Here is a 19,802-nt window from a genome sequence, read left to right as displayed (position 1 = left end):
GGAGGTGACACGTGTACGGCCAGTCTCCCGTCGACCCGGCACGTGACACGCTCGACGTCGCGCTGGTGGTCCCCCAGAGCGGATCTGCCGGCATCTACGGACCGTCGTGCGAAGCCTGCGCGGAGTTGGCGATCGCCGACGTCAACTCCCGTGCGGGTCTGCTCGGGCGCCGGGTCAACCTGACTCCGGTCGACGGCAGCCGCGCACCGGCAGCAGTGGCCGCCGAGATCGCCGCGCTCATCGAACTCGGTGCCGTGGACGCCGTCACCGGATGGCACATCTCGCCGGTGCGCCAAGCGGTCGCCAAGGTCACCGCCAACCGGGTGCCCTACGTCTACGGCCCCCTCTACGAGGGTGGGGAACGCACCCCCGGACTGTTCCTCACCGGCGAGACTCCGGCCCGCCAGCTCCTCCCCGCGATGGACTGGATGAACACCGAGTACGGAGTCGACCGCTGGGTGGTGATCGGCAACGACTACGTGTGGCCGCGCGAGACGGGCACCGCCGCACGCCTGCATGCCCAATCCCGCGGGCGCCCACTGGTGGGAGAGTTGTACCTCCCGCTGGGCACCTCCGACTTCGGCGCAGCCATTCGGCACGTCGAGACGACCGGGGCCTCAGGGGTGCTGCTCCTGCTGGTCGGTGGTGACGGTGTCGAGTTCAACCGTCAGTTCGCCGCGGCCGGCATGGCGAGTGCGGTGCCACGGCTCAGCCCGCACGTCGAGGAGAACATGCTGATGGCCAGCGGATCCGAGAGCAACGAGGGCCTCTTCGCCTCCGCGGGCTACTTCGAAGCGCTCAACACCGCGGCGAGCATGGACTTCGCCGGGCACTACTACTCCCGCTTCGGACCCGCCGCGCCCGCCCTCAACAGCATCGGTGAATCCTGTTACGAGGCGTTGACGCTGCTCATCAACCTGGCCAGCCGGGCAGGGTCCCTCGGCATCCCCGAACTCACCGCGGCTGCGGAGAACCTCACCTACGTCAGCCCGCGGGGCGAGGTCACGATGCGCGGCAACCAGATGTCGCAGGACATCTACGTCGCCGAGGCAGTGGGCATGGACTTCGAAGTCCGTCAGCGGATCTCGGCCGCCTAGCACCGTCCGCGCGAGGTGCATGCGTCAGATGAAGTCCGCGGCCACGTCGGCGACCCGGCGAAGCTGGTCGACGTCGGCACTGGTCGGGATGAGGTGGACTTCGTCGGTGCCGATGGCCTCGAAGGCCCGCAACACCTCGCGTAGGTCGTCCTCGTCGCCCGTCCACCCCGTCGTGGGGGCCATCGCGTCGACGAACTCGGCGGGAATCCAGTTCATGTAGCGACGAAGGTGCCGGTGCATCTGCGCGCGTGGGCCGTCGCCCTCCCCCATGGCGAACCAAAACGACGTCGCCAGATGGGGTTTCGGCTTGCCGGCCGCACTCCAGGCGGCCCGTGCGACGTCGAACAACGCATTCTGCTGGCCGACGTCGAGATCGAGGGTGGTGCCCGCCATCCCGTCGGCCCACTGGGCTGCGCTGCGCACGGTCTTGGGACCGATCGTCCCGACCAGCAGCGGTGGGCCGCCGACTCGTGCGGGTGGGGGGCCAACGGGCAGAACCGATTCGGTGACCTTCTCCCCGGCCCAGACCCGCTTCATGATCGCGACCCGCTCGGCCATGCCGCGCATGGTCTGGGTCGCGATGTCGGCACCTACCGCGTCGTAGTCCTCCTTGCGGCCGCCGACGCCGATGCCGACGGTCAGCCGTCCACCGCTGAGCATGTCGCCCGTGGCGAGGGCCTTCGCCAACATGACGGGGTCGTGCAACTGCGGCACCACCACCGTCGTCACCAGGCGGACGCGGTCGGTCCACGCCGCCACCGCCCCGAGCAACGTCGACGAATCCGGATTGCCGAACGCGATGCGTTCACCCCAGCACAACGAACTGAACGGGCCGTCGTCGACGATGCGAGCCCATTGCTTCAGCGTGGCGCCGTCGAGATCGGGCTCCATCACCGGCAGGGTCATTCCGATGTGCACGACCGGATTCTGGCATGCCGACCGTCAGCACCGCGGCAGACTTCAGCGAGTCAGACCGGCCACCTTGAGCAGCTCCGGGCGGCGCAGCACCATGCCGACCCACATCAGCACCCCGAGGTAGACGGCGAAGAGGGTGGTGCTGACCAGCGGCGCCTCGATTCGCATGTTCGCGGTGACGGCCCCGCCCAGGTAGGCCGTGATCCCGAGCGCTCCCAGCACCGCGGTACGTGGGATCGCGTAGACCACGACGCACACCGCGAGCACCACGCCCATCACCAGAGCCTGGTGAGCGGGAAAGCCCAGCGCTTCGGTCCCCTCCTTGACCTGCGCGAAACCGACGAGCTTGCCGATGACGTCGACGGCTAGGAAGGCGCCGACCAACACGCTGATGACGACGCCGGTCACGGTCCTGCGCCGCGACGTGGTGGCGGGGGCGTTGGTGCTGCTCGTTGGGCTGGGGGCGTCGACGTTCACGGAGGGCTCCTCGCTGTGGGTTGCTTTTCTACCGGAGCAGACACGACGAGTGCACGAAACTCATCGGGGCGGGGGTTATCCCCCGTCGACGTCGCGGGAAAACGCCATACCGCCCGAGCGCCCCGACTCCCTAGGTTGAAGGCATGGTTACGACGACCCTCGACATGCCGCCTGCACGCCAGGACGATCCTGCGCCCGTCCGCCGCCTCGGCGTGGTCCCGTCGGCCTCCATGCTGACCGGTGCCGCACTGGGCGTCGTGTGGTTCTGGATTCCCCTGCTCGTCGCCGTCGTCGCCATCTCGTCGATCCCGTCCGTCGTCGGATTCGCCGTCGGCGTCGTGATATTCGTCTACCTCGTCCGCGGAATCGAACGGGTGGAGCGCATCCGGAGCGAGGCGGTGTTCGGGTTCGGCATTCCCGTTCCCCCACGCCGAATCTCACCGTATGACGGCTTCCAGCACTGGGCCCATCAGCTGTGGCTCGACATCGGCAGCGCCCGCTTCTGGAAGGTGGTCGGCCACCACTATCTGCGACTGACCGTCGACGTCCTCGCCGCCGGCGTCGCGTTGGCACTGCTGGCCTTCGCCGTCGTCGGCCCCGCGGTCGCGACGGCGGCCCGGCGCAGTGACGTGGGCCTGAGATTCGGTTTCGTCTCACCGCCCCTGGCGTGGGTGCTGGCCGTCGTCGCCTTAATCGCCGCCGTCGGCATCGTCGTGTTCGGCCCGATCGTCGACGCCGCCGTGGACCGGTGGTTGCTGCCGCCGTCGGCGACGGCCGCACTCCAGCACGAGGTCAGCGCTCTCTCCCACGCCCGTCGCGGCGCGGTCTCCTCGGCGCACACCGAACGCCACCGCATCGAACGGGACCTGCACGACAGCGTGCAGCCGCGACTGGTGTCCCTGGCCATGACGATCGGCCTGGCCCAGACCAAGCTCGACACCGACCTGCCACAGGCGAAGAAGCTCATCGGCGAGGCCCACGAAGACGCCAAGAGCGCCCTGCTGGAGTTGCGGAACGTGGTCCGCGGCATCGCGCCCACCATCCTGCCGGATCGCGGTCTGGATGCCGCGCTGTCCTCGGTGGTACAGCGCATCGAGACGTCCGGGGTGCCGACGACGCTGACGGTCGGCCTACCCCGACGACTGCCGGAGGAAGTCGAGGCGTGCGCGTACTTCGTGGTCGCCGAGGCGCTGACCAACGTGGCCAAGCACGCCCGGGCCACCCAGGCCGTCGTCACGGTCCGCCTCGACGAGGCGTCCGACGCGCTGTTCGTGTCGGTGTACGACGACGGGATCGGCGGCGCGACGGTGACCGCCGACGACGACGCCACGGGGCTGCGGGGCCTCGGGGAGCGCGTGACGGCGGCCCGCGGCACGTTCGAGGTGTCCAGCCCGGTCACCGGTTCGACGATCGTGACGGCGGTGCTGCCATGCGGATCGTGATCGCCGAAGACTCCGCGTTGCTGCGGGCCGGCATCGAACGCATCCTGACCGACGCCGGGCACGAGGTGGTGGCCGGCGTGGCCGACGCGACCGACCTGTTGCGGATCGTCAACGAACTGCGGCCCGCGCTGGCCATCCTGGACGTCCGGATGCCGCCGACGTTCACCGACGAGGGCATCCGCGCGGCGGCATTGCTGCGCAGCCAGAATCCAGAGTCCGCGGTGCTGGTCCTGTCGCACTACGTCGAGGAGCGCTACGCGGCCGACCTGATCGCCTCGGACACCAGGGGTTTCGGCTACCTGCTCAAGGACCGTGTCGCCGACGTGCCGTCGTTCCTCGACACCGTCGAGGTCGTGGGCGGTGGCGGCACGGTGCTCGACCCCGAGGTCGTCTCCCAGATTCTCATCCGGTCGCGGCAGCGTTCCACCCTCGAGTCGCTGACCCCCCGCGAACTCGAGGTGCTGCAACTCATGGCCGAGGGCCGGGCCAACTCGGCGATCGCGGCGTCGCTGCACGTGTCGGTCGGCAGCGCCGAGAAGCACATCGCGTCGATCTTCACGAAGTTGAACCTGACGCCCGACGAGAGCGAGAACCGCCGCGTCCTCGCCGTCCTCCGCTACCTCGAATCCTGAACCACTGAAAGGCATTCCACCGTGACCACCTTGGCTCCCCCGTCGGCTCCACCACCGCTCACCCCTGGAAATCGCACCGCGCTGCGTGTCCTGCTCGTGATCGCCGCGACGGTGATCGTCGTCGCCTTCGTCGCCGCGCTGGTGGCGGCGGCCCTCGGCATCGCCTCGCTGAGGGTCACCAACGACGGCAAGGATCTACCTGGCGGCACGACAGCGCTCCTCATCGACGCGTCGGACGTCTCCGTCCGGGTGACGTCGGATCCGGCGGCGAGCACTGCCCGCGCCGACTTGCGCACCGTGGGTTCCTCTCGGGGCGCCCGACCCGCCCTCGACGTGACCACCGACGCCGGTGAGACGCGAATCCGCGTCACGACGGGGCCGGGTCGGATCGTCGACTTCGGCGGCCCGAGTGAGCTGGTCGTCACCCTGCCGCCGGCGGTGGCCGCTCGCCTGTCGGTCACCACTCGACAAGACGACGGGACGTTGACCGTCGACGCCGACCTCGCACGGCTGGTGGCCCGCAGCGCCGACGGCGACGTCATCCTCAACGGAGCCGTGCACGTCGTGGACGTCACCGCGCGCGACGGTGACGTGAGATCCCGAAAGCCGTTGTCGGTCAACGAATCCTTCTCGGTCGACTCCGTCGACGGTGACGTCGCGGTGACGTTCGCCAACCCCGCCCCGCGCCGGATCACCGCGACGACCGGCAGTGGTGACGTGTCGATCAGCGTGCCGCCCACCGGGCCCTACCTGGTGCGCACACGCTCCCTGGACGCGGCGTCGGTCGACGTCCCGGAGACCACGGACCCTGCCACGGCCGTCTCCGAGGTGACGGTGCGGTCCGACGACGGCAGCGTCTCGGTCGACACCCGTCGGCACGGCTGACGCCGTGTTCATGTGAGCCTGCTATGAATCCGCTGAACGTTCGCGCCCGCCTGGGCACAATGACCTCATGTCGTCAGCGGAGGTACAGCGCTCGGGACCGCGTCGCGCCATCTTGGGCAAGCTTCCGCGGATGCACCGCGCCGACGGGTCGAATCTTCGAACCCTCCTGGTCGACGACGAGCGCGCGCTGACCAACCTCATCCGAATGGCCCTGCGGTACGAGGGCTGGGACGTCGACGTCGCCCACGACGCCGCCGAGGCATTGGAGAAGTTCCGCACGGACCCACCCGACGTGGTGGTGCTCGACATCATGCTGCCCGACCGGGACGGGTTCGCGGTCCTCGAGGAGATCCGCGGCGCCTCTGGATACACCCCCATCCTGTTCCTCACTGCGCGCGACTCCGTACACGACAGGGTCACCGGGCTGACGGCGGGGGGCGACGACTACATGACCAAGCCGTTCAACCTCGAGGAACTGGTCGCCCGGCTGCGCGGCCTCATCCGCAGGTCGGCGTACCTTGCCCCCGCGGCTGACGAAACCCTTCAGGTGGGAGACCTGGTCCTCGACGGCGCCGGCCATTCCGTGACGCGGGCCGGGCGTCCGATTGCGTTGTCCTCGACGGAGTTCGAGCTGCTGCGCTACCTGATGCGCCACGCACGCCGCGCGGTCGGCAGGCAGGAGATCCTCGACCGTGTGTGGAACTACGACTTCGGCGGCAAGTCGAGCATCGTCGACCTCTACGTGTCGTACCTCAGGAAGAAGGTCGACGCCGGGCACCCGCCGTTGATCCACACGGTTCGTGGCGTCGGCTACGTCCTGCGGGCCGACGGGTGAGCGCGTCGCGGGTCTGGAGCTGGCGCACGTGGTCGTTGCGCAAGCAGCTCGTGGTGGGCGTCGCCGGAGTGGTCGCCACCGTGCTGGTGGCCGTTGGCACGATGTCGGTGTTGACGTTGCGCGCGTCGGTGACCGGAATCGTCGACTCGCAATTGGCCGCCGCTGCCGACGGTTTCGCCTATTCGGTCACGAAGTACAGATCCACCGCCTTGCCGTCGGGCGCGCGACCCGAGCCGGATTCGATGAAACCTCTGAGCCAGGTGGTCGGACAGGCACCAGGGAACGTCGTGCTACTGGTGCGCAACGGCGAGGTCGTCGACTCCGCGTTGTTCGGCGACGGTGACGCCGGGCCGGTGCCCGCCGCCGCGATCGCCGAATTGGCCGGCCAATCCTGGGTGGGCGATCGATCGGAGACGGTCTGGCTGCCCGGGCTCGGCCTCTACCGCATGGTCGGCAGGCCCGGCGGGGTTGGCGAGCTCCTCGTCACCGGCGCTTCCCTGCGACCGGCCAGCGCGGCAGCCAGCCGGGAGACCGTCATCGTCGGCGTCCTGACGGCGCTGGCGTCGTTGGTCACCGCGCTCAGCACACTGGCCGTCGTCCGGGTCGCCCTGCGCCCGTTGGGACGTGTGGCCGACACGGCCGCCGAGGTGGCCGCGCTGCCTCTCAATCGCGACCAGTACGCCATCTCGCCGCGAGTCCCGCCGTCCTACACAGATCCACGGACGGAGGTGGGGCTCGTCGGGGAGACGCTGAACCGGCTGCTCGACCACGTCGAGCGGGCGCTGACCGACGTCGCGGCATCCGACCGCCGAATGCGGCAATTCATCACCGACGCCAGCCACGAACTGCGGACGCCGCTGGCCGCGATCCAGGGATACGCCGAACTCACCCGCCAAGACAGCGAAGTCCTGCCGGAGACCACCGAGTACTCGCTCGCGCGAATAGAATCCGAGTCGGCGCGGATGAATTCCTTGGTCTCGGACCTCCTGCTCCTCGCCCGCCTCGACGAGGGCCAAGACCTGGAGTCCACCGAGGTGGACCTCGCCGACATGGTGGTCAACGCCGTCAACGACGCGGCCGTATCCGCTCCCGCGCACCGGTGGGTGGTCGACGTTCCCGAGCATCCGGTCTGGGTGCGCGGTGACCGCGCCAAACTGCACCAGGCCGTGGCAAACCTGCTGTCCAATGCCCGAGTTCACACACCGGACGGAACGACGGTCACCGCGACGCTGAGCACCGACCACATGGCCGAACGGGCGGCGCTGACAGTCATCGACGACGGGCCCGGCATCGACGCCGCGATGCTGCCGCACCTCTTCGAACGCTTCGTGCGCGCCGACAAGTCACGGTCACGCCAGGCCGGCAATTCATTCGGGCTCGGGCTCGCGATCACGTCGGCGATCGTCGAGGCACATCTCGGGTCGATCGTCGCCGAGAGTGCCCGCGGCCGAACGACGTTCACCATAGTGCTGCCGTCCAAGACATCCCAGCTCGCGCTGAGTACCTGACCGGTACTCCGGCCCGTCAGCACGCCAGGTCGACGAGCATGGTCTTGGCCAGCACGGTGACCGCCGGCGAGGACCCGCCTCGCGAATCGGTGGTGGAGTACGTCTGCCCCGGCTGGACGGACCGCACGGCGCATGACGAGAGCTGAGCGGTGCCAACACGATTGACGATGACGTGGTAGCCGTCGGCCTCCAGCGCCCGAACCACCTGCTCGGCCCGCGACGGGCCACCGGGTGCGGCACCGGCGACACCGGCGGAGGCAAGCGCCGAAGCGATGAGGGTGGCGGCGAAAAGTGTTGTGCGATGGATGGTCACGATGAGCTCCCTGGTGTTCCGGGAGCCCGACGCTCCCGATGACCCAACGCTAGGAGCGCGCGACGCCTCGGCCCATGGCGCTTTCCGGAGACATCGGCGGGGGTTTACCCCCGGCCGACCGTCACACCAAGGACGCCATGATGTCGGCCACCGACCCGTCGGCGGCCTTCGTGAATCCGGTGCCCGCCCAGATGTTCGCCCCGTGGGGATCACCGGCGCGAACCGAGGCCGCCCGCACCGGGCTGGTCAAATGATGAATCTCGGGATAGCCCAGCGGCGCCTGCGCGTCGTGTTCGTCGACGAAGCGGTTGCGGATGCCGCGGGCATACCGGCCCGAGAAGCACCGGGTGACCACCGTTTCGGTGAACTGGGGGTCCTTCAGGGCGGCGCGGTGCACCGGACTGCTGCCCGACTCGTCGGCCAGCAGGAAGGCCGTACCAAGTTGCGCCGCAACGGCACCGAGCGCGAAGACGTCGGCGAGGTCCACCGCCGTCATCAGGCCACCCGCGGCGATCACGGGGACGTCGAGCGCAATGGTCGTCGAGCGCACCAGTTGGCCGAGCGGCTGCGTCGCCGGGGCCGCGGCCGGATCGAGGGTGCCGCGGTGCCCGCCTGCCGCAGGCCCCTGAACCGCGACGGCGTCGACGCCGCATGCGACGGCACGCTCGGCCTCGGCCAGGGTGGTGACCGTGGCAACGGTGGCGATGCCCGCATCCTTGAGCGCGCTGCATTCCTGCGACGACGGCAGACCGAAGGTGAACGACACCACCTCGGGCTTGAGGTCCAACATCGCGTCCAGCTTCGCCGACCAGTCGTCGTCGTCGTAGCGCGGATCCCCGAGGCGGGCACCGTAGCGCTCCGATTCCGGGGCCAACTCCTTGGCGTACCGCGCGATGGCCTCCGGGCGGGCTGCACTCGACTGCACGACGAACAGGTTCACCCCGAGCGGTCCCGTCGTCAGCGCCCGCGCCGCCGCGACGCGCTCGGCCAGCACCGCCGCAGTGAGGTAACCGGCGGCCAGGAAACCCAACCCGCCTGCGGTGGACGCCGCCGCGGCGAGCTCCGGCGTCGTGGGTCCGCCCGCCATGGGAGCGACGATCACCGGCTTGTCGAGTGAGCGGACGTCGAAACTCATGGGTACATCCTGCAACGGCCCAACCGGGAAGGTTCGTGGATCCGCCCGACCCGAGGCGTCAGCCGTGACCCCGCTCCTCTTCCTGGCCGACGTAGTCCCCGGCGAGGTCGGCGACGTGCGCGGGTAGGTCACCGGTGGCGACGTCGGCGAGGCTGGTCTGCTCCAGCACCGACCGCATGCTCGCGCGAAGCGCGCGCCAGACGTCGGTCAGCGCCGCGGTCGGTCCCGAGTACGGCAGGTCCCCGAGTCCGATGTCACGGACGCTGGCCAGCGGGCCGTCGATGCAGCGCAACACGTCGGCGATGCTGATCTCGGCGGCCGGCTTGGCCAGCGCGTAACCACCGTCACGGCCGCGGTGGCTGCGCACCAATCGATCGGTGCGCAGGTCGGAGAGGATGTCGACGAGGAACTGTGGCGGGATGCCCTGGGACTTGGCCAGATCGTCGGTCTTGACCAGGACACCGTCGGCGACCGTGGCCAGCTGCACCATCGCCCGGACGGCGTATTCCGCCTTGGCCGACATCCGCATAGGCGAATCATGCCACCGACGTGGCTGCGGATTGCGGGCTGGGCAATTTCCCGGGTCGCTTCGCTCCTGCCCTCCGAATGGTCCACCATCGACGGATGACTACCCGCGTCTCGTGCTGTCAGATACCCCTGCACATCGGCGACACCACCGGCAACATGACCTCCGCGCGCACCGCCGTCGAGGATGCCGCGCGCAACGGCGCGCAGATCGTCGTGTTGCCCGAACTGGCGTCCTCGGGCTACGTATTCGCCGATCGCGCCGAGCTCGAATCGCTGGCCGAGACCCGCGATGGACCCGCGATCACCGAATGGGGCAACCTCGCGGAGTCGTTCGGCCTGACCATCGTCGCGGGTTTTCCCGAAGCCGCGGGCGACGCGGTGTACAACAGCGCCGCCGTCGTCGACCCCAGTGGTCTGCGCGGCGTCTACCGCAAGGCACACCTGTGGGACACCGAGAACCGGGTGTTCGACCGCGCCGACGATCTACCGCTGGTGGTGGACACCGACCATGGTCGGCTGGGCGTGATGGTCTGCTACGACATCGAATTTCCCGAGTGGGTGCGGGCGGTCGCGCTGCAGGGCGCGGACCTGCTGTGCGCGCCCGTCAACTGGCCGCTGCTGCCCAGGCCCGACGGCGAGCGACCGACCGAGCAGGTGCGGGCACTCGCTGGCGCGGGCATGAACCGCCTCGCGATCGCCGTGTGCGACCGCTCGGGAATCGAACGTGGTCAGGACTGGGTCGGCGGCAGCGTAATCGTCGACGCCGACGGCTATCCCATGGCGATCGCCGACTACGGCACGCCGGGGAGCATCACCGCCGACGTCGACCTCGCCGCGTCGCGCGTCAAGCGGTTCAACGACAACAACGACGTCCACGGTGACCGGCGCACGGATCTCTACCGCCGCGCGGGCCTACTGGACTGAGCGCTCGGCGAACGCCAGGACCGACGCCGGCACGGGGATGCCCTCGGTGAGGTCCGGCGCGGGCAGGGGTTCACCATAGGTCACGGCCATCGGGACGACGCCGGCCCAGGCGTCTCCCGCGACGTCCTCGTCGGGATCCTCGGGCCAGCCCGCGCTGACCTTCAACGACCAGTTGTCCTCGGCGATGGGCATTCTCAGCACGAGCGTCGCGGCGATCTCCTTGCGGGTGCTGGGTCGCAGCTCGGCGACCCGACCCGGGATGAACGCGCCGGTCAGGGTGTCCAGGAGGGCGGTCTTCTCGTCCCCGGACACCGGCTCGAACACGCCGAACAGCGCCGCGCTGCGGTAACGGAACGACGATTCGAATGCGCTGCGGGCCACGACCACGCCGTCCAGGGCGGTGACCGACACCGCGGCCGGTTGCCCAGTCGACAACGCCCGGAGCCACGGCGAGCCGGTCGACCCGTGGATCACCAGATCGGTTCCCACCCGGGCGAATCCGGTCGGAAAGATCACGGGGTGATCGTCCCGGACTAGCGCGATGGTGGCCAGCGGGGTGCCGTCGAGAAGCGCCTCGAGCGCGCTACGCGACTCGTCTTGCTTCTCGGCGAGTCGGGTGACTCGGGTCGAGGGCTTGGTCATCTGATCATCATCGGGTGGACATGCCCGCAACGCCAACTCGATTGTTCCGGCGTCAGCCGGGGATGCCCGACCCGTCGGGAACCACGATCGCGAACAAATCGGAGAGCGCGGCAAGGCTGGCGGCCTGCAGGGTGGACGCCGTCACGGGTTCACCACCGACTCCTGGCAGCGATCGCGTGGCCGTCGCCGCGGCCACCACCGTCGGCGAGTACCCGGCGTTGAAGGCGCCGCGGGCGGTCGAGTTGACACACATGTGGGTCATGAAGCCCGCGATCACCAGGTTCTCCGCGCCCACCGCCTTCAACTGGTCGTCGAAGTTGGTCTCCACGAACGAGTTTGGATACTGCTTGGTGACGACGGCCTCACCGTCCCGCGGCGCGACACGCGTGACGATGGCGCCGCTCTCTCCGTCGATGTCGTAGAGCGACCCGGGGCCGTCGGAGTGCTGGACGTGGATGATGGGGATGCCGGCCGACCGCGCGCGATCGAGCAAGGCCGCCGCTTCGTCCAATGCCTCCTGCACGCCCTCGAGCTGCATCACACCCTGGGTGTACGTGTTCTGGCAGTCGATCAGCACCAGGGTCGACTCGGCCAGTGGCGCCGGCGTCGATGGAAGTTCGGAGAGTGCGCGCAGCGTCGGATTGCTCATCGCCTCAACTTACTCAGGCGACGGCCGACTCGTCATCGTCTCCAGGATTCGGCTCCACGAGGAGTCGTTCGGGGTGGTGGAGGTAGTTGACGCGGGCTTGGCCCACGTCGAGTTCCGGCGGTGGGATCCACTGAACCACCCCGTCCCGAAGCTCGACCGTCCAGCCGTTTTCGGCCAGGCGATTGTCCCCAGCGCACGCCAGGGTGACGTCGTCGACGTCGGTGAGTCCGTTCTTGGCCCAGCCGGTCATGTGGTGCACCTGCGTGCCATAGCCGGGGACGGTGCAGCCGGGTTTGGTGCAGCCGCGGTCGCGGGCGTGCAGGACGATCCGCTGCCCCGCGGAGGCCAGTCGCTTCGTCCGACCCAGGTACAGGGCTTCGTTCGAATGCTTGTCGAACACTGCCAGGTAGTGATGGGCGTGCGACGCCATTCGGATCAGATCCGCCATCGGCAACAGTGACCCGCCGCCGGTGACCCCGGACCCGGTTCCGGATTCAAGGTCTTGCAACGTCGTCGAGACGATGACGGTGACCGGTAACCCGTTGTGCTGACCCAACTCACCCGAGGACAGCACGCTTCGGCCGATCGCGATCAGTGCGTCGTGGTTGCGCTGGGTCGCGGTGCGGTCGTCGGTGTCGATCTGTTCCTGGGACGGTGTCCCCGACGTGCGGGGCTCGTGATCGGCCGGGTTGCACATCCCGGGCGCGGCGTACTTGGACAGGATCGGTTCGATCGTGGCCCGCGCTTCGGGGTCCAAAAGCCCCGTGAACGGGGTCATCCCGTCGGCTTGCTGCTTGCCCAGCCGGAAGAACCGCTTCCTGGCGCGTTCGACGTCGTCGGGTTTGGGGCCGTCCTGGTCGATGGCGGTCATGAGTTTCTTGGCCGTGTTGCCCAGTCCCGTCGGCTTGCTGCTTGCCCAGCCGGAAGAACCGCTTCCTGGCGCGTTCGACGTCGTCGGGTTTGGGGCCGTCCTGGTCGATGGCGGTCATGAGTTTCTTGGCCGTGTTGCCCAGTTCCTCGGGGCCGGTGCCCGACCCGATGTGCACCAACGTCTTCTCCGAGAGTTCCCGGACTTCGGGGTCCACCCACGTCGGGAGTTTGTCCAGAAAGCCTCGAATCACCGACACGTGTTCGGGCCCCAGCACCCCGTCGGCTTGAGCGTCGGCGGTCGGGGCCAACTTGGGCGCCAGCGGCTGCCCTGTCACGGTCGCCCGCGGCCCGAGATCTTCTGCCTCGTGAAGCCGTCGGCGGACCTCCTTGCCGGAGATCCGAAGTCGCTGGGTCAACACGCTTCCCAACGACTTGGCGCCCAGTTCGGTTGGCGACGCTTCGCGCTGCAGTCGGGCGATCACCCGGTGCCCGACGGTGGGCAGCTGCCAGGTCACCGTCTCCAGTTCCCCGAGCAACTCGACTAGTTCGAGGTGGGTGAACCGATCACAGTCCAGGGTAACGAGTTCGGCGACGGCAGCACGGATCCCCGCGACTGCTGCGGCGACCCGATCCGAACTCATACCCGAACATTAGTACGACCCACCGACAAGACAATCGACGATGTGACCACTGAAACCAAAGTTGGACAAGAGGTTTCAGTGTTCGGTGGTCACCGCCAAGACCGCGTCGGCCAGCTCGGGGCGGCAGACGATGAGGTCGGGCATCGACACGTCGGCCTGGTTGTAGCGCAGCGGCGATCCGTCGAGACGCGAGGTGAACAGTCCAGCTGCCCGCGCGACCGCGACGGGGGCAGCCGAATCCCACTCGTACTGACCGCCCGCGTGCACGTAGGCGTCCGCGACACCCTGCACGACGGCCGCGACCTTTGCTCCAGCCGAACCCATTTCGACCAGGGTTCCGTTCAGGGCCTCCCGCACCGCAAGCGCGACGGCCGGCGGCCGCGTCCTCGACACGATCACGCGCGGCGCCGCAGGCATGGCCGCCGGGGGCGCCACCGTCGGCGTCGCCAACGTCACGCCCTGCGCGGGGAGTGCCACCGCGCCCGCGACCAGTTCGCCGGACTGCCACAGTGCCACGTGCACCGCCCAGTCGTCGCGACCCAACTCGCCGAACTCCCGCGTTCCGTCGAGGGGGTCGACGATCCACACCCGGTCGGCGCTCAGCCGAGTCGAGTTGGCCTTCTCCTCCTCGGTGGCCTCCTCCGACAGCACCGCGTCATCGGGTCGCTCGGTCGCCAGCGCCGTCATCAGAAAGGCGTGAGCTCGCTTGTCCCCGGCGTCCTTTCGCTCGGCGGCGGTGGCGTCGGCCAGCTCGGTACGCACATCGAGCAGCAGCCGACCTGCCTCGGTCGCCAGGCGCGCCGCCAGCTCGTGGTCGGCGCTCACTTCTTCGCGTCGATCATGTCAATGACGTGCTGGGCGAGTTCGGTCACGTCACAATCCGGGGTGAGACGCAGATCCGGGTTCTTGGGCCGCTGATACGGGCTGTCGATGCCGGTGAAATGCGTGATCTCGCCACGCCGCGCCTTGGCATAGAGCCCCTTCGGATCTCGACGTTCGCAGTCTTGCAGCGGGGTGTCGCAGAAGACCTCGAAGAAATCGTAACCCTGGTCTTCGTGAACCTTGCGGGCGAGCGCACGATGCTCCTCCAGCGGGCTGATGGCGGGCACCAGCACGATTTGCCCGGAGTCAGCCAGCAGCGTCGCGATGTGGGCCAACCGTCTCAGGTTCTCGGCTCGGTCGGCCATCGTGAACCCCAGATCGGCGTTCAGGCCGTGGCGCAGGTTGTCACCGTCGAGGACGTATGCGGGACGGCCACTCTCGAGCAGCTTCTGCTCGACGAGCATCGCGACCGACGACTTGCCGGAGCCCGACAACCCCGTGAACCACACCGTGCTCCCCCGCGACAGACGGTCCTCGGCGGTGACGAGGTTCTGGTGGCGAACGGCATTGGGGGTGGCCGAGCGCGTCGCCGCCGGCGTGGTGTCGCGAACCATGCCCGCGGCCACCGTGCCGTTGGTGTCGGGATCGATCAGGATGAACGAGCCGGTGGCGGCGTTGCGGGAGTACTCGTCGAGCAGCAGCGGCATCTGGGTCCGCAGGGTGACCCGGCCAAGTTCGTTGATCTTCAACGCCGTTGCGCTCTTGTCGCGGTGCAGCGTGTTGACGTCGAGCCGGTAGTCGAGAGCCGACACCTTGGCGCGCGTCGTCCGCGTGGTGTGTTTGATGACGTAGTCGCGACCCGGCTCGAGCGCCGCGTCGTCGGACATCCAACAAATGGTGGCGTCGAAGTCCTGGGTGACGTGGGGCTGATTGTTGGGCCGGGCGATCATGTCGCCGCGAGAGATGTCGATGTCGTCGGCCAGGCTGATCGACACCGCCATCGACGCGAAGGCCTCGTCGAGAAGTCCTGCGGGACCTTCGATCTGGGTGATCCGGCTGGTCTTGCCCGCGGGCAGCACCACCACCTCGTCTCCCGTGCGCATCACGCCGCTGGCGATGGTTCCTGCATAGCTGCGGTGGTCGGCATGCTCGCGGGTCTGCGGCCGGATGACGTACTGCACGGGGAATCGGACGTCGACCAGGTTGCGGTCACCGGCGATGTAGACCTCTTCGAGGTGGCTCAGCAGCGCCGGGCCCTCGTACCAGGGCGAGGCGTCGGACTTGGTGACCACGTTGTCGCCGTTGAGCGCCGAGAGCGGGATCGTCGTGACGTCTTGCACGTCGAGGCGGGCGGCGAATTCGTGGAAGTCGTCGCGGATCTTCTCGAACCGCTCTTGGTCCCAGTCGACCAGGTCCATCTTGTTGACCGCCAACACGATGTGCTGAATGCCGAGCAGGGACGCCAGGAAGGCGTGGCGCCGCGACTGTTCCAGCAGGCCGTGCCGCGCGTCGACCAACACGATCACCAGCTGGGCGGTCGACGCTCCGGTCACCATGTTGCGGGTGTACTGCACGTGCCCCGGAGTGTCGGCGATGATGAATTTGCGCTTGGCCGTGGCGAAGTAGCGGTAGGCCACGTCGATGGTGATGCCTTGCTCGCGCTCGGCACGCAGACCGTCGGTCACCAGAGCCAGGTCGGTGTAGTCGTGACCGCGCTCCTTGGAGGTGCGCTCGACGGAGGCCAGCTGGTCCTCCATCACGGCCTTGCTGTCGAACAGCAGCCGCCCGATGAGCGTCGACTTGCCGTCGTCGACGGAACCCGCAGTGGCCAGCCGTAGCAGAGTAGCCATGTCTATTCTCCCCGTCGCTTCGCTCGCCCCGGCATCAGAAATACCCCTCGCGCTTGCGGTCTTCCATCCCCGCCTCGGAGATGCGGTCGTCGGCGCGCGTCGCGCCGCGTTCGGTCAGGCGCGAGACCGCGGTCTCGGCGATCACCTCGGACACCGTGCGGGCGGTGGACTCGACACACCCGGTGCAGGTGACGTCGCCAACGGTGCGGAAGCGCACCACCTTGTCGACCACCTTCTCGTCCTTGCGGGGTTGCATGTACTTGTGGACGGCCAGCAGCATGCCGTCGCGCTCGAACACCGGTCGCTCGTGGGCGTAGTAGATCGACGGCAGCGTGATCTTCTCGGCGCCGATGTAGGACCAGATGTCGAACTCGGTCCAGTTCGAGATCGGGAATGCCCGGATGTGCTCACCCTTGTGGTGGCGGCCGTTGTAGAGGTTCCACAGTTCGGGTCGCTGCGCCTTGGGGTCCCACTGACCGAACTCGTCGCGGAAGCTGAACACCCGCTCCTTGGCGCGGGCCTTCTCCTCGTCGCGCCGGGCGCCACCGAACGCGGCGTCGAACTTGTTCTCGCGGATGGCGCGCAGGAGCGTGAAGGTCTGCATCGGGTTGCGCGACGGGATGGTTTCGACGACTCGCCCCGCGTCGATGTCGTCCTGCACCTTGGCGACGACGAGGCGCACGCCGGAGGACTCGACGAGCTCGTCGCGGACGGCCAGCACCTCGTCGAAGTTGTGGCCGGTGTCGACGTGCATCACGGGAAACGGCAGCCGACCGGGTCGAAAGGCCTTGAGCGCCAAGTGAAGCATGACGATCGAGTCCTTGCCGCCGGAGAACAGCAACACCGGCTTCTCGAGCTCGGCCGCCACCTCGCGGATGATGTGGATCGCCTCGGCTTCCAACGACCGCAGATGGCTCAGCTCGTACTTGCCGGCCGCGCGGTCCAAATCCTGCGTCGCGGTCACGCCTTCACCACTATCTTGGTGAAGTTAACCAGAATTGCAATCATGCCCAGGAATGTAACCGGCACCGGCAAGACGTGTCAACGAAGATCTGACGCCAAACTCCCCCATCGCGTGTGCTGGGAGATCGCGAGACCAGCAGGATTCGCGATCCCACAGCACACTCGACGAGGGGAACCCCTAGAGCGTGACCTCGGCCAGCTTGCCCGTGGCCACGTCGAAGACGAAGCCCCTGGACGACTCGTGCTTGGTGACGAATGGGCTGGCCTCGATGCGGCGCAACGACTGCCGCACGTCCTCCTCGAGATCGGTGAACGCCTCGGCCGCCCACTCCGGCTTGAGGCCCGTCTCGTCCTGGATCTGCTGCTTGAACCCGTCGTCGGTGAAGGTCAGCATGCCGCAGTCGGTGTGGTGGATCAGGATGATCTCGCGCGTACCGAGCAGCCGCTGGCTGATGGCCAGGGAACGGATCTCGTCGTCGGTCACCACGCCGCCCGCATTGCGAATGACGTGCGCCTCCCCCTCGGCCAAGCCCAGGATTCGGTACACGTCGAGGCGGGCGTCCATGCAGGCGACCACCGCGGCGTGCTTGCTCGGCGGTAGTGGCAGCGGTCCGCTGAAGCCCGCGGCGTACGCCTCGTTGTTCTTGAGATACTCGTCGGTCACGGACATTGGGACCTCCTATGCGGGCAGACGGCAGTACCGACGCTAGCTGCCGTCCGCCCGCACATCGAGGGTCAGGATCGCGGTGATTGCAGGTCGTAGACGGTCGTCCCGCCGACGTCGGTCTTGGTGAAGGTCTTCTCCACCCACTGCGTGATGTCACTGGCCGAACCGGTGCGATGACCGAACGGCCCACCACGGCCCGAGTCGGCCAGGAAGTAGCGCACCTGCCCGTCGGCCACGTACTGCTGGAACTGCCCCAGCGTCGGCGACGGATCTCCGCCGGTGAAGCCACCGATGGACATCAGCGACGCACCGGTCTTCAGCTCCAGATCGCCCACCGACATCGAGCCGATACCCGCTGCCGCCCAACGGGTGTGGGTGCCCTCGATGAGCGCCTCGAGCTGTGCGGAGTCACCGCGCGCCCCCGGACCGCCAGGTCCGCCCGGTCCGCCGAACCCGCCCGCCTTCTGCGGTCCCGACATCGTCCCGGGCCCGTTGTGAGCACTTACCACGTTGTAGATCGAGAACGCCGTGGGGCCGGCAAGGCCGACGACGGCCGTCGCCACCACCACGGCCACCGATGCCTTGCCCAACCGGTTGGCCCGCAGCGCGATCAGCAGTGCCAACACGATCGAACCGGCGAGCACGATCCACCGGATGGCCGGCCACCAGTCCGGCGTGCGATCGAGCAACACGAAGGACCACACGCCCGTGGCCACCAGCATCGCGCCGAGCACCAGACGCGCGACCAACTTCTCTCGGCGCGCGACGAGCTGCGCGACGGCGATGCCGACCAGTGCGGCCACGGCGGGCGCGAGCGCGACGTTGTAGTACGGATGCACCGTCCCGGCCATGAAGCTGAACACCGCGCCGGTCACCAGAAGCCAACCGCCCCACAGCAATAGACCCGCACGAACGCGGTCGGTGCGCGGCGCTCGCAGCGTCGTCCAGGCCAGCACGACGATGCCGATCAGAGCGGCGGGAAGCAGCCAAGAGGCCTCGGCACCCATCGAGGCGCCAAAGAGCCGGCCGATGCCCGGGTCGCCGCCGAAGAACAAGTTCATGCCTCCACCGCCGGGACCGTGCCCGGGGCCGGGGCCGCCCCCGCCACCGGGGCCGCCGCCCTCGTTGCCCGCGATGCGCTGAATACCGTTGTAGCCAAGGGCCAACTGCAGCAGGCTGTTGTCAGTCGACCCCGCGATGTAGGGACGGGAATCGGCCGGCCACAGGCTGACCAGCGCGATGTACCAGCCGGCCGACACGATCATCGTCGCACCGGCGACCAGCAGCGCACCCAGCCGCCGCCACACGCCGAACGGCGCCGCCACCAACACGGCCACCGCAAGGCCGGGTACGACGAGGAAGGCCTGCAGCATCTTGGTGAGGAAGGCGAAGCCGACGGCGCACCCGGTCCACGCCATCCACATGGTCATCCGTCGCGCAGTGTCGGCCTGGATGGCCCGCACTGTGCAGTACGCCGCGACCAGCAGCAGAAGCACCAGCAGCGCGTCGGGGTTGTTGAAGCGGAACATCAACGTCGCCACCGGTGTCAACGCCAGCACCAGGCCGGCGATCAAGCCCGCCGAGGGCCCGCTGGTGCGCCGCACCACGAGGTACAGCATCGCGACCGCACCGACGCCCATCAAGGCCTCGGGCAGCAGCATGGTGAATTCGTTGAAGCCAAACAGCCTGCCGGACAACCCCATGACCCACATCGCGGCGGGCGGCTTGTCGACGGTGATCGCGTTGCCGGCGTCGAAGGACCCGAACAGCCACGCCTTCCAGTCCTGCGTGCCAGCCTGGGCGGCCGCGGCGTAGTAGCTGTTGGCCCAGCCCGAGGAGCCGAGCCCCCACAGGTACAGCACGCCGGTGCCCACCAGCAGTGCCCAGAACGCCGGACGCGTCCAGCGGGGCGCGGATGGTGTTCCCTGTTCGTCGATGACGGCGTCGTGGGTGACGTCGTCGGCAGTCAGTGTCATGGAACGGTCCTCGTGAGTGTCGTGGTCGGAG

The 19,802-nt window shown here is 68.4% G+C and carries 19 protein-coding genes and 2 pseudogenes; 7 read left to right on the top strand and 14 right to left on the bottom strand.

Annotated elements, in window-relative coordinates:
- The first annotated feature begins 11 nt into the window (after nt 1-11).
- Complete coding sequence (locus H7K45_RS05145; protein ID WP_263994687.1) at nt 12-1,097, top strand: substrate-binding domain-containing protein; 1,086 nt, start codon at nt 12-14, stop codon at nt 1,095-1,097.
- A gap of 24 nt (nt 1,098-1,121) precedes the next feature.
- On the opposite strand, the gene H7K45_RS05140 is transcribed toward H7K45_RS05145, so the two are convergent.
- Together H7K45_RS05140 and H7K45_RS05135 are read right to left on the bottom strand one after the other, a co-directional pair.
- Entirely contained in the window at nt 1,122-2,003 is an 882-nt protein-coding gene (locus tag H7K45_RS05140) for an LLM class flavin-dependent oxidoreductase (protein ID WP_263994748.1), read from the bottom strand.
- Nucleotides 2,004-2,057: 54 nt separating this feature from the next.
- On the bottom strand, nt 2,058-2,489 hold the full coding sequence (locus H7K45_RS05135; protein ID WP_263994686.1) for a DoxX family protein: 432 nt from the start codon (nt 2,487-2,489) through the stop codon (nt 2,058-2,060).
- A 143-nt stretch (nt 2,490-2,632) separates the two neighbouring features.
- On the opposite strand from H7K45_RS05135, the gene H7K45_RS05130 reads away from it, so the two are divergent.
- The 5 genes from H7K45_RS05130 (at nt 2,633) to H7K45_RS05110 (ending at nt 7,791) form a co-directional block, all read left to right on the top strand.
- Entirely contained in the window at nt 2,633-3,931 is a 1,299-nt protein-coding gene (locus H7K45_RS05130; protein ID WP_263994685.1) for a sensor histidine kinase, read from the top strand.
- Nucleotides 3,919-4,563, top strand: a complete 645-nt coding sequence (locus H7K45_RS05125) for a response regulator transcription factor (RefSeq protein ID WP_263994684.1) — start codon at nt 3,919-3,921, stop codon at nt 4,561-4,563. Before H7K45_RS05130 ends, H7K45_RS05125 begins: the two co-directional genes overlap by 13 nt.
- Before the next feature lie 21 nt (nt 4,564-4,584).
- Nucleotides 4,585-5,448, top strand: coding sequence for a DUF4097 family beta strand repeat-containing protein (locus H7K45_RS05120; protein ID WP_263994683.1), 864 nt, complete (start codon nt 4,585-4,587; stop codon nt 5,446-5,448).
- 67 nt (nt 5,449-5,515) lie between these two features.
- Nucleotides 5,516-6,283, top strand: a complete 768-nt coding sequence (locus H7K45_RS05115; RefSeq protein WP_276069531.1) for a response regulator transcription factor — start codon at nt 5,516-5,518, stop codon at nt 6,281-6,283.
- A complete protein-coding gene (locus tag H7K45_RS05110; protein WP_263994682.1) occupies nt 6,280-7,791 on the top strand; it encodes a sensor histidine kinase in 1,512 nt (503 codons plus the stop codon). The genes H7K45_RS05115 and H7K45_RS05110 overlap by 4 nt, the downstream gene beginning before the upstream one ends.
- Before the next feature lie 16 nt (nt 7,792-7,807).
- Here the strand turns inward: H7K45_RS05110 and H7K45_RS05105 are convergent, their stop codons facing one another.
- From H7K45_RS05105 to H7K45_RS05095, 3 genes are all read right to left on the bottom strand, one after another.
- A complete protein-coding gene (locus H7K45_RS05105) occupies nt 7,808-8,104 on the bottom strand; it encodes a hypothetical protein (RefSeq protein ID WP_263994681.1) in 297 nt (98 codons plus the stop codon).
- Between the two features lie 121 nt (nt 8,105-8,225).
- Nucleotides 8,226-9,239 carry a nitronate monooxygenase gene (locus tag H7K45_RS05100; protein WP_263994680.1) on the bottom strand — a complete coding sequence of 338 codons (1,014 nt, stop codon included), beginning with the start codon at nt 9,237-9,239 and terminating at the stop codon, nt 8,226-8,228.
- 58 nt (nt 9,240-9,297) lie between these two features.
- Nucleotides 9,298-9,768 (bottom strand): Rrf2 family transcriptional regulator, encoded by a 471-nt coding sequence (locus H7K45_RS05095; protein ID WP_263994679.1) that lies wholly within the window; start codon nt 9,766-9,768, stop codon nt 9,298-9,300.
- 95 nt (nt 9,769-9,863) lie between these two features.
- Here H7K45_RS05095 and H7K45_RS05090 point away from each other — a divergent pair, with 95 nt between their 5' ends.
- Nucleotides 9,864-10,691 carry a nitrilase-related carbon-nitrogen hydrolase gene (locus H7K45_RS05090; RefSeq protein WP_263994678.1) on the top strand — a complete coding sequence of 276 codons (828 nt, stop codon included), beginning with the start codon at nt 9,864-9,866 and terminating at the stop codon, nt 10,689-10,691.
- On the opposite strand, the gene H7K45_RS05085 is transcribed toward H7K45_RS05090, so the two are convergent.
- The 9 genes and pseudogenes from H7K45_RS05085 to H7K45_RS05045 form a co-directional block, all read right to left on the bottom strand.
- Entirely contained in the window at nt 10,680-11,333 is a 654-nt protein-coding gene (locus H7K45_RS05085; RefSeq protein ID WP_263994677.1) for a pyridoxamine 5'-phosphate oxidase family protein, read from the bottom strand. The genes H7K45_RS05090 and H7K45_RS05085 overlap by 12 nt on opposite strands.
- Before the next feature lie 52 nt (nt 11,334-11,385).
- Nucleotides 11,386-11,982, bottom strand: coding sequence for a cysteine hydrolase family protein (locus H7K45_RS05080; protein ID WP_263994676.1), 597 nt, complete (start codon nt 11,980-11,982; stop codon nt 11,386-11,388).
- Nucleotides 11,983-11,995: 13 nt separating this feature from the next.
- A pseudogene (locus H7K45_RS05075) lies at nt 11,996-12,886 on the bottom strand (HNH endonuclease signature motif containing protein); the annotation flags it as partial.
- Between the two features lie 193 nt (nt 12,887-13,079).
- A pseudogene (locus H7K45_RS31655) lies at nt 13,080-13,493 on the bottom strand (DUF222 domain-containing protein); the annotation flags it as partial.
- Nucleotides 13,494-13,568: 75 nt separating this feature from the next.
- Nucleotides 13,569-14,318 (bottom strand): 3'(2'),5'-bisphosphate nucleotidase CysQ, encoded by a 750-nt coding sequence (locus H7K45_RS05065; protein WP_263994674.1) that lies wholly within the window; start codon nt 14,316-14,318, stop codon nt 13,569-13,571.
- Nucleotides 14,315-16,207 carry a sulfate adenylyltransferase subunit CysN gene (gene cysN / locus H7K45_RS05060; protein ID WP_263994746.1) on the bottom strand — a complete coding sequence of 631 codons (1,893 nt, stop codon included), beginning with the start codon at nt 16,205-16,207 and terminating at the stop codon, nt 14,315-14,317. The genes H7K45_RS05065 and cysN overlap by 4 nt, the downstream gene beginning before the upstream one ends.
- Nucleotides 16,200-17,129: a sulfate adenylyltransferase subunit CysD gene (gene cysD / locus H7K45_RS05055; RefSeq protein WP_263994673.1), complete on the bottom strand. Its 930-nt coding sequence runs from the start codon at nt 17,127-17,129 to the stop codon at nt 16,200-16,202. The genes cysN and cysD overlap by 8 nt, the downstream gene beginning before the upstream one ends.
- A 177-nt stretch (nt 17,130-17,306) precedes the next feature.
- Nucleotides 17,307-17,798, bottom strand: coding sequence for a beta-class carbonic anhydrase (locus tag H7K45_RS05050; protein WP_263994672.1), 492 nt, complete (start codon nt 17,796-17,798; stop codon nt 17,307-17,309).
- A 65-nt stretch (nt 17,799-17,863) separates the two neighbouring features.
- Nucleotides 17,864-19,771, bottom strand: coding sequence for an ArnT family glycosyltransferase (locus H7K45_RS05045; protein ID WP_263994671.1), 1,908 nt, complete (start codon nt 19,769-19,771; stop codon nt 17,864-17,866).
- Nucleotides 19,772-19,802: the final 31 nt, after the last annotated feature.

The organism is Mycobacterium yunnanensis, from assembly GCF_025823185.1.
GTDB classification, from domain to species: domain Bacteria; phylum Actinomycetota; class Actinomycetes; order Mycobacteriales; family Mycobacteriaceae; genus Mycobacterium; species Mycobacterium yunnanensis.
Note: the sequence above shows the minus strand (reverse complement) of the source record. Positions and strands in the feature narration are given on the sequence as shown.